9 protein-coding genes, 4 tRNA genes and 1 pseudogene are annotated in these 13,625 nt (G+C 61.0%); 3 read left to right on the top strand and 11 right to left on the bottom strand.

Going from position 1 to position 13,625, the window contains the following annotated elements:
- The first annotated feature begins 1 nt into the window (after position 1).
- Positions 2-1,381: a dihydrolipoyl dehydrogenase gene (lpdA, locus tag IAE38_RS09070; protein ID WP_201217182.1), complete on the top strand. Its 1,380-nt coding sequence runs from the start codon at positions 2-4 to the stop codon at positions 1,379-1,381.
- Between the two features lie 22 nt (positions 1,382-1,403).
- Here lpdA and IAE38_RS09075 read toward each other — a convergent pair.
- From IAE38_RS09075 to phnN, 4 genes and pseudogenes are all read right to left on the bottom strand, one after another.
- Positions 1,404-2,401, bottom strand: a pseudogene (locus IAE38_RS09075) (sensor domain-containing diguanylate cyclase).
- A gap of 646 nt (positions 2,402-3,047) precedes the next feature.
- Positions 3,048-5,264 (bottom strand): TonB-dependent siderophore receptor, encoded by a 2,217-nt coding sequence (locus IAE38_RS09080; RefSeq protein WP_201217184.1) that lies wholly within the window; start codon positions 5,262-5,264, stop codon positions 3,048-3,050.
- Between the two features lie 207 nt (positions 5,265-5,471).
- A tRNA-Arg gene (locus IAE38_RS09085) sits at positions 5,472-5,548 on the bottom strand.
- Between the two features lie 110 nt (positions 5,549-5,658).
- Positions 5,659-6,252, bottom strand: a complete 594-nt coding sequence (gene phnN / locus IAE38_RS09090) for a phosphonate metabolism protein/1,5-bisphosphokinase (PRPP-forming) PhnN (protein ID WP_201217187.1) — start codon at positions 6,250-6,252, stop codon at positions 5,659-5,661.
- Between the two features lie 115 nt (positions 6,253-6,367).
- Between phnN and IAE38_RS09095 the strand changes: the two genes are divergently transcribed.
- The gene (locus IAE38_RS09095) at positions 6,368-6,610 is read left to right on the top strand and encodes a hypothetical protein (RefSeq protein WP_201217189.1); all 243 of its coding nucleotides are present in this window, start codon (positions 6,368-6,370) and stop codon (positions 6,608-6,610) included.
- Positions 6,598-6,924: an Arc family DNA-binding protein gene (locus IAE38_RS09100; RefSeq protein ID WP_003254499.1), complete on the top strand. Its 327-nt coding sequence runs from the start codon at positions 6,598-6,600 to the stop codon at positions 6,922-6,924. The genes IAE38_RS09095 and IAE38_RS09100 overlap by 13 nt, the downstream gene beginning before the upstream one ends.
- 63 nt (positions 6,925-6,987) lie before the next feature.
- Here IAE38_RS09100 and mgtE read toward each other — a convergent pair whose 3' ends face one another.
- From mgtE to alaS, 7 genes are all read right to left on the bottom strand, one after another.
- Entirely contained in the window at positions 6,988-8,430 is a 1,443-nt protein-coding gene (mgtE, locus tag IAE38_RS09105; protein WP_201165736.1) for a magnesium transporter, read from the bottom strand.
- Positions 8,431-8,777: 347 nt separating this feature from the next.
- Positions 8,778-8,854 (bottom strand) — tRNA-Arg (locus IAE38_RS09110).
- Positions 8,855-8,927: 73 nt separating this feature from the next.
- Positions 8,928-9,004: transfer RNA gene (locus tag IAE38_RS09115), tRNA-Arg, on the bottom strand.
- Positions 9,005-9,108: 104 nt separating this feature from the next.
- Positions 9,109-9,199 (bottom strand) — tRNA-Ser (locus IAE38_RS09120).
- A gap of 72 nt (positions 9,200-9,271) precedes the next feature.
- Entirely contained in the window at positions 9,272-9,460 is a 189-nt protein-coding gene (csrA, locus tag IAE38_RS09125) for a carbon storage regulator CsrA (RefSeq protein WP_023533771.1), read from the bottom strand.
- Between the two features lie 167 nt (positions 9,461-9,627).
- Positions 9,628-10,863, bottom strand: a complete 1,236-nt coding sequence (locus IAE38_RS09130) for an aspartate kinase (RefSeq protein WP_028635513.1) — start codon at positions 10,861-10,863, stop codon at positions 9,628-9,630.
- Between the two features lie 85 nt (positions 10,864-10,948).
- Positions 10,949-13,573, bottom strand: coding sequence for an alanine--tRNA ligase (alaS, locus tag IAE38_RS09135; protein ID WP_201217192.1), 2,625 nt, complete (start codon positions 13,571-13,573; stop codon positions 10,949-10,951).
- Positions 13,574-13,625: the final 52 nt, after the last annotated feature.

Raw genomic sequence — 13,625 nt, forward strand, 5'->3', positions numbered from 1 at the left:
CATGCAACCGATCACTCAAACGACACTGCTGATCATCGGCGGCGGCCCTGGCGGCTACGTGGCGGCCATCCGCGCCGGGCAGTTGGGCATCCCGACCGTGCTGGTCGAAGGGCAGGCACTGGGCGGCACGTGCCTGAACATCGGCTGCATTCCCTCAAAGGCGCTGATTCACGTGGCAGAACAGTTCCACCACGCCACCGGCTACGCAGCGGGCTCGCAACTGGGTATCAGCGTCAGCTCGCCACAGCTCGACATCAGCCGCAGCGTGGCCTGGAAAGACGGTATCGTCGACCGGCTGACCACCGGTGTGGCGGCCTTGCTGAAAAAGCACGGGGTAAAGGTGATTCACGGCTGGGCGAAGATTCTGGACGGCAAGCAGGTGGAGGTCGACGGCCAGCGCATCCAGTGCGAGCACCTGTTGCTGGCCACAGGTTCCAGCAGCGTCGAACTGCCTATGCTGCCACTGGGCGGGGCAGTGATCTCGTCCACCGAAGCCCTGTCGCCCCAGGCCCTGCCCCGTCACCTGGTGGTAGTGGGCGGGGGCTACATCGGCCTGGAGCTGGGTATCGCCTATCGCAAGTTGGGCGCTGAGGTCAGCGTGGTGGAGGCGCGTGAACGCATCCTGCCCACCTACGACAGCGAACTGACCGCACCGGTGGCCGAGTCGCTCAAGGCGCTGGGTATCGCCGTGCACGTCAATCACAGTGTCGAAGCGTATGAGGCCGGCAACCTGCTGGCCCGTGACGGCCAAGGGGCGCTGCTGCGCCTGGAAGCCGACAGGGTACTGGTGGCAGTGGGTCGCCGCCCCCGCACCCAGGGCTACAACCTGCAATGCCTGGACTTGAAGATGAACGGCGCAGCCATCGCCATCGACGCGCAGTGCCAGACCAGCATGCGCAATGTGTGGGCCATTGGCGACGTGGCAGGTGAGCCCATGCTGGCCCACCGTGCCATGGCCCAGGGCGAGATGGTCGCCGAGCTGATCGCAGGCAAGGCTCGCCGCTTCGAGCCTGCTGCCATCGCCGCCGTGTGCTTCACCGACCCGGAAGTGGTGGTAGCCGGCACGACGCCAGAACAGGCCAAGGCACAGGGCCTGGACTGCATCGTCGCGCAGTTCCCTTTTGCCGCCAATGGTCGGGCCATGAGCCTGGAGTCGAAAACCGGCTTCGTGCGCGTGGTGGCACGGCGTGACAACCACCTGATTGTTGGCTGGCAGGCGGTGGGCGTGGCGGTTTCGGAGCTGTGCACGGCGTTTGCCCAATCGCTGGAGATGGGCGCACGCCTGGAAGACGTGGCGGGCACCATCCATGCCCACCCCACGTTGGGTGAGGCGGTGCAGGAGGCAGCGTTGCGCGCCCTGGGGCACGCACTGCACATCTAACCTTTGCCTGCCGCCTGGCAGGCTACTCGGCAATGGCGTTCTTGCCGGCCCCTTTGGCCGGTAGAGCGCCTTGTCGGCACGCGCCAGCAGCGACTGGCGGTCGTCACCGTCCTGCCACTGCACCACACCGTAGCTCATGGTCAGCGGCCAGTCCCCCACCGGCGCCAGTTGCGCCAGGCCCTGGCGTAACTGGGCCGCACGGCTTTTCGCCTCTGGCAGCGTGGTATGCGGCAGTACCACCACGAATTCGTCACCGCCCCAACGGGCCAGCAGGTCTGCAGCGCGCAAGCTGTGGCGCAGGGTGTCGGCCACCTGCACCAAGGCGGCATCACCGCGGGCATGACCGAAGTGGTCATTGATGGGCTTGAAGTCGTCCATGTCCATGGCGATGACCGAAAACGGCTGGCGAAAGCGCTGGGCACGCTCACACTCACGCTTGAGCGAATCCTCCAGCCGGTAGCGGTTGGCAAGGCGGGTCAGGGCATCGCGCTCGGCAAGCTCGCGGTTCTCGTTCAGTTGGCGTTGCAGCTGCTCATTGACCTTCGACAGTTCACGGGTGCGCTCGGCAACCAGCTCTTCGAGCGACTGGTTGCGACGCTCCAGCTGCGCCAGTTGGCGCTTGCCAGCATCGATGTCACGGTGAGCACCGAGCATACGGGCTACCGAGCCATCCGGGTTGCGGGCGATGACATAGCCGCGGTCCTCGATCCACAGGTAACTGCCATCGCTGCAGCGGCAGCGATACTCGACCAGGTAGCGTTCGTTGCGCTGGTTGATGTACGCATCGAAGTGCGCCATCACCCTGGAGTAGTCCTCTGGGTGAATCACGTTCTCCCACGTGAGCACCGAGTTGTCCATGGAATGCACGGGGTAACCGAGCATGGCGTACCAACCTGGGTTGCGGTAAACGTAGCCGGTATTGGCGTCCCAATCCCATACGCCATCGCTGATCAACTCGAACAAGGTATGCAGTTGCTGGTCACTGAAGCCGGAAGGCGCCGGCTTGGTACGCTGATTCATGGAAGCTCCCTGATGCCCAGCAACTACGCTCCACTCAAGGGGCTGCCGACAGTATTGATACGCCGCACGCGTGTAATTGTTATTTGCCGTGGCGAGCATAGGCGCCTTTGGTCGGCGCTGGAATAGCCCACAAGGCGTAGACCAGACAAGTGGCCAGTTGGGAGGGACAGCCCTGCCCCAGGGGCTGCGCTGTAGCGCAGGAAACTGATTTCGCAAGCATGCGATACCCCCCTGTGGGAGCGGGTTTACCCGCGAAGCAGACAGCGCGGTGTGTGGCACCGGCTTCGCCGGTGTTCGCGGCTGAAGCCGCTCCCACAAGGTGAATTGCGCCAGCATTCAGAATTTTGGCAGACAGTTAATGCCACAGGCTTTTTGATCAACTAATCCGTACTGGGCTACCGCGCGGGCAGTGACCCAATAAGCAAACCACACTCCCTGTGGGAGCGGGTTTACCCGCGAAGTAGACAGCGCGGTGTGTGGCACCGGCTTTGCCGGTGTTCGCGGCTGAAGCCGCTCCCACAAGGTGAATTGCGCCAGCATTCAGATTTTGTGGAAGACAGTTGATCCCACAGTATGGACTGCCCCACAAAAGGTTTACGGGAGCGAACAATACTGCGATGGGCCGCCAGGCGGCCCCGGTAACCGCTTACAACCGCCAGTCCAGGCTCACCATCATCGTCCGCGGCTCCCCCTGATAAACCCCGTTATAGAACCCCACGTTGTTGTAATAATGCTCATCGAACAGGTTCTTCACGTTGAAAGAAGCCGCCAGGTGCTCATCGATCTGGTAGCGAGCCATCAACCCCACCACTGAAAAGGCCTTCTGCCCGATCTTGTCGCGGGTGGTGACGACCCTGCCCCCCTCACGACCGACCGGGCGGTTACCCATGCGGAAGTTATCGCTCTGCCAGTCCAGGCTCGCCCCCACCGTCAAGGCAGGCGTCATTTTGTAAGTGCTGGAGAAGCGCACCAGGTTCAGAGGCTGCTCGGTATTCTTGCGCTTTTTCTCCGCCGTGGCGGCATGGGTATAGCTGTAGCCCAGGCTCATCTGCCAATCGGTCATCACCTCGCCTGCCACCTCGGCCTCGAACCCTTCCACGACGATGCCTTTACCGCCGCTTTTGTAAAAGATTTCGTCGCCATCAGGCGGCACGGAGTCATCTTGCTCGGCCACGTTGTCCTGCTTGCTGCGGAACACCGCCGTGCTCAGGTTAAGCCGCTCTTCGAACAGGCTCCCCTTCAGCCCGACCTCGTACACCTTGCCCACCACCGGTTCGATGTACTGCTTGTTGACGTCCCTCACCGTCTGCGGGTTGAAAATATCGGTGTAGCTTGCGTATAGGGTGAATTGTTCGGTCAGGTCGAAGAGCACACCGGCGTAGGGGGTCCATTGGTCGTTCTGCGTCTGCTTGCTGGTGGATTGCTCGCTGACATTCAGGGCGTCGTCGTAGGACCAGTCCCGGCGCTGGGTTTCCCAACTGCCGTAGCGGCTACCCAATACGAAATGCAGGCGGTCTGTGGGGTTCAGCCGCGTGGCGATGTAGCCGGCCTTCTGCCGGGTATAGGAACGCCCACCGTCCAGGCCGCTATCGATGTCCTGGAATTTGGGGATCGCCCCCATGTACTTCCAGTCACGGATCCGGTCATAGCCTTCAGGCACAGGCAGGTCGACGAGGTAAGGGTCGCTGTTGCGCCGCTTCGACTCCCCGTAGCCGATCATGAAATCATGGCTGCGACCGAACAGCTGGAAGGGGCCGGCGAGGTTGAAATCGACCGCGTCCATTTTCTCCTGCCCGCCAAAATGCGAGTACCAGGCGCGCATGCCGCTGCGGTCTGCCTCGGGGAAACCATTGCCGCCATAGTAGACCTTGCCATCACTGTCGGTCTGCCGATGGGTGTAGGCCAGCTTCATGGACCAGTCGTTGGCCAGGCGTTGATCCAGGGTGGCGAACACCGTCTGGTCTTTCAACGGCCAGGAAGACCATGGCGCGGTGAGGTTGGTCGACCTGGGAAGCTTGGCCTTGCTGCCATCGGCATTCCAGAACGGCACGGTGCCCCACGAGGAACCTTGCACATGCTTGTTCTGGTAGTCGTAGCCCAGCGCCAGCACGGTGCTGTCGGTCAGGTCGGCTTCAAGCACGCCATAGGCAACCTCCCGCTGGGTGGCGTACTTGTCCATGAACGATTTGTTGTCGCGATAGGCCAGCACCGTGCGCCCGCGCAAACGGCCGTCCCAGCCCAATGGGCCGCCGGCATCCAAGTAGCTGTAGTAGTTGTCATGGCTGCCGGCACTGACGCCACTGCTGACGGCCAACTGATGGGTCGGGCGCTTGCGCACCATGGCAATCGTGCCCGAAGGATCGCCCGCGCCTGTGGTCAGGCCGGTGGCACCCCGCACCACCTCGATTCGGTCGTAGATGATGGTGTCCGAGTCGGACTTGAGCCCAGAGAACGTGTTGAGCATGCCATCGATCTGGAAATTGTTGATCGCGTAGCCACGCGAGTAATAGCTCGGGCGCTCCGAGTCATTGCGCTGAACCGTGACACCCGTGACGTGGGCCAGCGCCTCCGAAAGCGTATTGAGCTGAAAGTCATCCAGCTGCTGGCGAGATATCACCGATACAGACTGTGGGGTTTCCTTGACCGAGAGGTTCAGGCGGGTCGCTGCACTCATGCTGCCAGTGGTGTAGGAACCGCTGTTCTCGGTGGTACTGCCCAGGCTGGTGGCGACCACGTCAGTGGAGCCAAGCTCCATCACAGCACCTTTGGCCTTACCCTCCTCCTCCGCAAGTGGCAAGGGGCTGAAAACGCAGGCGCAGAGGCCAAGGGCGAACGTCATGGCGGGGTTGATGGACGGGGGCATTGCGGACTGACTCCTTGTGCAGGTAAAAATCCTGTGGGGGAATCTACATGACAATCAATAGCTAATGCTAATCAATCTCATTATTGATATTGGTTTTTTGCGGGGTTTAAGCCTCGACAGAATCGAGAACGCGCCCGGAGAGCGAGATTTTGGAGGATGGGTATGAGTAGTGCTGGAACTTGCGAGGCGTGCAGTGCACGTGAGAAATGGCGTCCCAGGCAGGAATTGAACCTGCAACCTTCCCCTTAGGAGGGGGATGCTCTATCCAATTGAGCTACTGAGACGCAGCGGCCGGCAGCAGGCGCTGCACAGCGGAACGGCGAGCATGTTAACCAGCATGCCCGGGTTTGTCATGTGCTGAGCAGGGTTTTTCGCGTAATCCTTTTCTGCCGCGTCATTCACGCGGCACAACCCCTTCCTGGTGAAGCAGTTCGAACAGGGCGCCGACGGCGGCCTGCAGGGTGGTCGAATTGTCAAGTATGCGCACGCTCGGGTCGTAAGTGGACTGCAGGCCGGCATTGCGAGCCAGGCGCTGCTCCACCTCCTCCAACGTTTCGCGACCGCGTGCCAACAAGCGCTGGCGCAGCACGTCAGGCCGCACATCCACCCGTATCGCAAGCAGGTCGGGGTAACGCTGACGCGCCTGTGGCAGGTAGGCCCGCGAGCCATTCACCAGCACGGAGATACCGTTTGCCAACCAGTCATCCACCTGGCGGGGTATGCCGTAGCCCAGCCCATTGGCTTGCCAGTGCATGGCAAAAGCGCCCTCCTCGCGTAGCGTGGCGAACTGCGCAGGTGTTACACCGATGGCGGCCTCACCCTTCGATTCGGCAGAGCGGGTGATGATTCGGCGGGCAACCTGAACCCCCGCCGCCGCAAGACGGTCCCGGGCGGCGTCGATCAGGGAATCTTTCCCGGCACCTGAGGGTCCCATGAGTAGTATCAATTTGCCGGTGCATGAAGGGGTACCGCTTGCGTCATGGTGCATAGTCACTATGCTCTTGAGTAGGAAGCCGGCGCATTTGAGGGTTTTTCCAAGCTGTTTTGCTGGGTTTTGCTACGAATCAATGGCACAAGCCTGACGTTCGTGAACAGGCGTAAATGTGAAACTTTTCGAACCAGTGCTCATTTCTGATAATTGGTACTGGCAAAAAGCCTTTACCCGGCTCACTATTTGTCACAGAATTGACGCCAAGGAAACGGCGGTATTGAGGCAATATGTGCGTCCATTTTCACTGCCGGTTGAACATTTTGTCGTTGCTACGGTCTTATTTCCACCCCGCGCGGCCAATTTGAGAACCGCTTCCCCTGAACCAAAATCTGGTCAACTTATATGCGCCCAATGAAACAGGCTATTTATTCGAGCCGCACTGCTGACAAGTTCGTCGTCCGCCTGCCAGACGGGATGCGTGAGCGCATTGCCGAGGTAGCACGCAACCACCACCGCAGCATGAACTCGGAAATCATCGCACGCCTGGAGCAGAGCCTCATCCAGGAGGGTGCGCTCGGTGATGAGTTGAGCATGCGCCTGGACAGCCCAGAGCTGTCGCTGCACGAGCGTGAGCTGCTGCAACGCTTCCGCCAACTGTCGCACCGCCAGCAGAATGCACTCGTGGCCCTCATCGCTCACGATGTGGAAATGGCAGCAGACGCCTCCTGAGTTTTTCAGGCCCACAAAAAAGCCAGCGAAAGCTGGCTTTTTTGTGGGCGCGGTGTGTAGTGCTTACAGCAGGAACACCGTGGCAAGGCCCAGGAAGATGAAGAAACCACCACTGTCGGTCACGGCGGTGATCATTACACTGGAGCCCATGGCAGGGTCCCGCCCCAGGCGGGTCAGGGTCATGGGGATGAGCACACCCATCAATGCGGCCAACAGCAGGTTCAGCGTCATCGCGGCCGTCATCACCAGGCCCAGCGACCAGCTGCCGTACAGCCAGAACGCGACGGCGCCGATTACCCCACCCCAGATCAAGCCATTGAGCAGCGACACCGCCAGTTCCTTGCGCATCAACCGGCTGGTGTTGCCCGGCGACACCTGGTCCAGCGCCATGGCGCGGACAATCATGGTAATGGTCTGGTTGCCCGAGTTGCCGCCAATACCTGCAACGATCGGCATCAGTGCAGCCAATGCCACCAGCTTTTCGATGGAGCCTTCGAACAGGCCAATGACCCGCGAGGCGACAAAAGCGGTAATCAGGTTGATGGCCAGCCAGGCCCAGCGGTTGCGCAGCGAACGCCACACCGAGGCGAAGATGTCTTCTTCTTCGCGCAGGCCGGCCATGTTCAGCACTTCGCTTTCGCTTTCTTCGCGAATGAGGTCGACCATTTCGTCAATGGTCAAACGGCCGATCAGGCGCCCGGCCTTGTCCACCACCGGCGCCGATACCAGGTCGTAACGCTCGAACGCCTGAGCCGCATCGTAGGCGTCTTCCTCAGGGTGGAACGACACAGGGTCGGTAGCCATCACATCGGCCACCCTCTTGTCCGGGTCGTTGACCAGCAGGCGCTTGATGGGCAATACGCCCTTGAGGATACCGTCGTTATCCACCACGAACAGTTTGTCGGTGTGGTTGGGCAGCTCCTTCAGGCGGCGCAGGTAACGCAGTACAACCTCGAGCGTGACGTCTTCGCGGATGGTGACCATCTCGAAGTCCATCAGTGCACCGACTTGCTCCTCGTCGTAGCTCAGCGCCGAGCGCACACGCTCACGCTGCTGGGCATCGAGGGTTTCCATCAGCTCATGGACGACGTCACGGGGCAATTCAGGGGCAAGGTCGGCCAGTTCGTCGGCATCCATGTCCTTGGCCGCGGCGAGCAGCTCGTGGTCGTCCATGTCGGCGATCAGCGACTGGCGAACGGCGTCGGACACCTCCAGCAGAATGTCGCCATCGCGATCCGAGCGCACCAGCTGCCAGACCGTCAGGCGGTCTTCCAGGGGCAAGGCTTCGAGGATGTAGGCGACGTCGGCGGGGTGAAGGTCATCGAGTTTGCGTTGCAGCTCGACGAGGTTCTGGCGATGGACCAGGTTTTCGACCAGGTCGTTGTGCGCGCCTTCCTGACGGTGGGTGAGGTCTTCGACCAGGCGCTGACGCTGCAGCAGCTCGACAACCTGAGCCAGGCGGTCCTGCAGGCTGTCTTGAGTTTTCTTTACTTCTACTTCGGTCATAGGCGAACTCCACTCCCAGCAGCGGAGCACGCCGGGGGAATCAATCGATTGGATCTAGCGGTATGAAAACGGTTGGTAAGTGACTACTGGGTAAGTCCATGGTGGTTTTCCACAAGCCCCGGCGGGGCTGACGGGCGCAATCATACACGGGTCGCGGCGCTAGATCGCTTAAATTTTTGGGCAGAACAATCGTTTGCGCGATAGAGGTGGGACAACACTCGAAGCCATCCGTGCCACAGATAATCCTGAACAGGAAAGCACATGGATATGACGGATGCAGGCGCGGCATTAGCAATCGCGCACAAACAAAAAGCCCGCTCATATGAGCGGGCTTTCTGTATTGGGTATGGCGGACTCAGCAGGATTCGAACCTGCGACCGCTCGGTTCGTAGCCGAGTACTCTATCCAGCTGAGCTATGAGTCCGTCGTTGGTAGTTTTAGACCAGATTACCACTGGTTGATTTGAAGCAGCCTTGCAAACAAAGCCACTTCAAAAGTGGCGGACTCAGCAGGATTCGAACCTGCGACCGCTCGGTTCGTAGCCGAGTACTCTATCCAGCTGAGCTATGAGTCCGTGTCTTGCCGCACATTATAGGTCACTAAAACATTTTTGCAAGAACTTTTCGTTTAAAAACAACTACTTAGCGTCTTACTGCTTACAGCGCCCTAAGCGAATAATGGCGGTGAAGGGGGGATTCGAACCCCCGATACCCTTATGAGGTATACTCCCTTAGCAGGGGAGCGCCTTCGGCCACTCGGCCACCTCACCGCAACACGAGGCGAATATTAAACAGGCTCTTCCTCGTTTGCAACCCTTTTTTTGAAAAAAACTTCAAAAGAATTAAAGGCTTGGCTCTTCGTCCTTCTCGTTCTTGATCCGCAGGTAGATTTCTTCACGGTGCACGGCCACTTCTTTAGGGGCGCTCACACCGATGCGTACCTGGTTGCCTTTGACGCCGAGCACCGTCACGGTGATCTCGCCATCTCCAATGATCAGGCTCTCGGCGCACCGACGAGTCAGAATCAACATAGCTTTCTCCTTACGCAAAACATTCAGGGATTACAGTCTTGGGGTTCGGCGCCGCGCCGTGGACGACGGCACGGGCGCCGGTTGCCCATCGCGCCTGGCAGGACAGGGCCTGCGCGACGGGCAGAAACGCGAAGGGCGCGGCAAGCCGCGCCCTTCCAGGCAAGGCGTTACTCGCTCTGTCGGGCAGGCGCATCAAGCTCGAACGCGGTGTGCAGTGCACGTACCGCCAGCTCCAGGTACTTCTCTTCGATCACCACGGACACCTTGATCTCGGACGTGGAAATCATCTGGATGTTGATGCTTTCCTTGGCCAGGGCCTCGAACATGCGGCTTGCAACGCCGGCATGCGAACGCATGCCAACGCCGACGATGGACACCTTGGCGATCTTGGTATCGCCGATCACTTCCCGGGCACCCATCTCGCGAGCGGTGGCTTCCAGCACGCTCTGGGCCTTCTCGTACTCGTTGTGGTTTACGGTGAAGGTGAAGTCGGTGGTGTTATCGTGGGCAACGTTCTGCACGATCATGTCGACCTCGATGTTCGAGGCGCTGATCGGGCCGAGGATCTTGTAGGCCACGCCAGGGGTATCCGGCACGCCGCGGATGGTCAGCTTGGCTTCATCACGGTTGAAGGCGATACCGGAAATGATCGGCTGTTCCATGGATTCCTCTTCATCAATGGTAATGAGGGTACCCGGACCCTCCTTGAAGCTGTGCAGCACGCGCAGCGGAACGTTGTACTTGCCGGCGAACTCCACCGAACGGATCTGTAGCACCTTGGAACCGAGGCTGGCCATTTCCAGCATCTCTTCGAAGGTGATCTTCTCCAGGCGACGGGCCTGCGGCACCACCCGTGGGTCGGTGGTGTAGACGCCATCGACATCGGTGTAGATCTGGCACTCGTCAGCCTTCAATGCAGCCGCCAGGGCCACACCAGTGGTGTCGGAGCCGCCACGCCCCAGGGTGGTGATGCTGCCATGCTCATCCACACCCTGGAAGCCCGCTACCACGACCACGCGCCCGGCCTTGAGGTCGGCGCGAATCTTCTGGTCATCGATTTGCAGGATACGCGCCTTGTTGTGCGCGCTGTCGGTGAGGATGCGCACCTGGTTGCCGGTATAGGACACCGCCGGCACACCACGCTTGATCAGGGCCATGGCCAGCAGGGCAATGGTCACTTGCTCGCCGGTGGACACGATCACGTCCAGCTCACGCGGAACCGGTTGCTCGCTGATCTGCTTGGCCAAGTCGATCAGGCGATTGGTTTCACCGCTCATGGCCGACAGCACGATCACCAGGTCGTCGCCCGCTTCGCGGTGTTTCTTGACCTTATCGGCTACCTGTTCGATCCGCTCGATGGAACCGACAGAGGTGCCGCCAAATTTCTGTACGATCAACGCCATTTCAATGGTGCCTCAGCCCAAAGGGCCCCAAAAAACAATCCAACATGAAGGGCAAGGCGGCACCCAGGCCGCCCTGCCCGTCATCTCAAAGTCCCTGCTCTGCGAACGGCACGGCCAGCGCCAGGGCCTGGTCCAGCGCGGCGACGTCTACGCCACCGCCCTGTGCCATGTCCGGGCGCCCGCCGCCCTTGCCGCCCACTGCCGCAGCGGCTTGTTTCATCAGTTCGCCAGCCTTGAGTTGGCCGGAGAGGTCTTTGGTCACGCCGGCCACCAGCACGACCTTGCCCTCATGCTCGCCGCCCAGCAGGATCACTGCATGGCCGAGCTTGTTCTTCAGCTGATCGACCAGGGCGAGCAGCGCTTTACCATCCTGCCCATCCAGGCGGGCGGCTAGCACCTTGGCGCCCTTGACCTCCACGGCCGCATTGGAGAGATCATCCCCTGCGGCGCTGGCGGCCTTGGCCTGCAGCTGTTCCAGCTGCTTCTCCAGCTGGCGGTTGCGCTCGAGCACAGCCGACAGCTTGTCGATCAGGTTGTCGCGGTTACCTTTCACCAGTTGCGCGGCTTCCTTCACCTGCTCTTCGGCAGCGTTCAGGTAGGCCAGCGCGGCAGCGCCGGTGACGGCTTCGATACGGCGCACGCCGGAAGCCACGCCACCTTCGCTGATGATCTTGAACACGCTGATGTCACCGGTGCGCTTGGCATGAATGCCGCCGCACAGCTCCACCGAGAAATCACCGCCCATGGTCAGCACGCGCACGGTATCACCGTACTTCTCGCCGAACAGCGCCATGGCACCCTTGGCCTTGGCGGTCTCGATGTCGGTCAGCTCGGTTTGCACCGGCGTGTTCCTGCGCACTTCGCGGTTGACGATGTCTTCCAGGGCCTTGATCTGCTCCGGTTTAACCGCCTCGAAGTGGCTGAAGTCGAAGCGCAGACGCTGGCTGTCGACCAGCGAGCCTTTCTGCTGCACGTGCTCGCCCAGCACCTGGCGCAGGGCCTCATGCAGCAGGTGGGTAGCGGAGTGGTTCAGCGAGGTGGCGTGTTGCACCTGCTCGTCAACCTTGGCCTGCACCGGCGAACCAATTACCAGCGCACCGCTGGCCACCACACCATGATGCAGGAACGCGCCACCGGTCTTGGTGGTGTCGCGCACATCGAAACGCGCAGCACCGGCCTGCAGGAAACCGGAGTCGCCCACTTGGCCGCCGGACTCGGCGTAGAACGGTGTGCGGTCAAGCACGACCACACCCTGCTCGCCCTCGCCCAGCTGGTCCACCGCCTGGCCGTCCTTGTACAGGGCGATGATCTTGCCCTCGCCTTCAGTAGCGTCGTAACCCAGGAACTCGGTGGCGCTGTCGACCTTGACCAGGCTGTTGTAGTCCATGCCGAAGGCGCTGGCGGAGCGCGCACGTTCACGCTGCGCGTCCATTTCACGCTCGAAGCCAGCCTCGTCGATGGTCAGCTCGCGTTCGCGGGCAATGTCGGCGGTCAGGTCCATGGGGAAGCCGTAGGTGTCGTACAGCTTGAACACCACGTCGCCTGGTACAACGTCGCCCTGAAGCTGGGCCAGGTCCTGCTCGAGGATGCGCAGGCCCTGCTCGAGGGTTTTGGCAAACTGCTCTTCTTCAGCCTTGAGCACACGCTCGATGTGCGCCTGCTGGTTTTTCAGCTCAGGGAAGGCTTCACCCATCTCGGCCGCCAGTGCGCCGACGATCTGGTAGAAGAAGCTGCCCTTTGCACCCAGTTTGTTGCCGTGGCGGCACGCGCGGCGGATGATGCGACGCAGCACGTAGCCACGGCCTTCGTTGGACGGCAGCACACCGTCGGCGATCAGGAAACCGCAGGAGCGAATATGGTCGGCGACCACCTTCAGCGAGGCCTGGCCTTCATTGCTGCAGCCGATGGCCTTGGCAGCCGCCGCCAGCAGGTTCTGGAACAGGTCGATCTCATAGTTCGAGTGCACATGCTGCAGCACGGCGCTGATACGCTCCAGGCCCATGCCGGTGTCTACCGAAGGGGCCGGCAGCGGGTGCAGTACACCGTCCGCGGTGCGGTTGAACTGCATGAAGACGTTGTTCCAGATCTCGATGTAGCGGTCGCCGTCTTCCTCGGGGGAGCCGGGTGGGCCGCCCCAGATGTCGGCGCCATGGTCGTAGAAAATCTCGGTGCACGGGCCGCACGGGCCGGTGTCGCCCATGGTCCAGAAGTTGTCCGACGCGTAGGGTGCGCCCTTGTTGTCGCCGATGCGTACCATGCGCTCGGCAGGCACGCCGACTTCTTTGGTCCAGATGTCGTAGGCTTCGTCGTCGGTGGCGTAGACGGTGACCCAGAGCTTGTCCTTGGGCAGGTTCAGCCACTTGTCCGAGGTCAGGAAGGTCCAGGCAAAGGTGATGGCGTCACGCTTGAAATAGTCGCCAAAGCTGAAGTTGCCCAGCATTTCGAAGAAGGTGTGGTGGCGCGCGGTGTAGCCGACGTTTTCCAGGTCGTTGTGCTTACCACCGGCGCGCACGCACTTCTGGCTGCTGACAGCACGGGTGTAGGCGCGCTTCTCCGCACCGAGGAAGCAGTCCTTGAACTGGTTCATGCCGGCATTGGTGAACAGCAGGGTGGGGTCGTTGTTCGGAATCAGCGAACTGGACGCGACTCGGGTATGTCCCTGCTCTTCGAAGAAGCGAAGGAAGGCTTCACGGATTTCTGCGCTTTTCATAGGTTCTTCCACGGAAACGGCGGCCCGTCTGGGCAAAGCGTCGACGAAACGA

The sequence above is a fragment of the Pseudomonas sp. S32 genome (assembly GCF_016648095.1).
GTDB lineage: Bacteria > Pseudomonadota > Gammaproteobacteria > Pseudomonadales > Pseudomonadaceae > Aquipseudomonas > Aquipseudomonas parafulva.

Excerpts from the sequence above, each read along its gene's own strand:
- IAE38_RS09130 (WP_028635513.1), bottom strand. The coding sequence starts at position 10,863 with ATGGCGTTGATCGTACAGAAATTTGGCGGCACCTCTGTCGGTTCCATC.
- csrA (WP_023533771.1), bottom strand. The coding sequence starts at position 9,460 with ATGTTGATTCTGACTCGTCGGTGCGCCGAGAGCCTGATCATTGGAGAT.
- IAE38_RS09080 (WP_201217184.1), bottom strand. The coding sequence starts at position 5,264 with ATGCCCCCGTCCATCAACCCCGCCATGACGTTCGCCCTTGGCCTCTGC.
- alaS (WP_201217192.1), bottom strand. The coding sequence starts at position 13,573 with ATGAAAAGCGCAGAAATCCGTGAAGCCTTCCTTCGCTTCTTCGAAGAG.
- lpdA (WP_201217182.1), top strand. The coding sequence starts at position 2 with ATGCAACCGATCACTCAAACGACACTGCTGATCATCGGCGGCGGCCCT.
- mgtE (WP_201165736.1), bottom strand. The coding sequence starts at position 8,430 with ATGACCGAAGTAGAAGTAAAGAAAACTCAAGACAGCCTGCAGGACCGC.
- phnN (WP_201217187.1), bottom strand. The coding sequence starts at position 6,252 with ATGCACCATGACGCAAGCGGTACCCCTTCATGCACCGGCAAATTGATA.
- IAE38_RS09100 (WP_003254499.1), top strand. The coding sequence starts at position 6,598 with ATGCGCCCAATGAAACAGGCTATTTATTCGAGCCGCACTGCTGACAAG.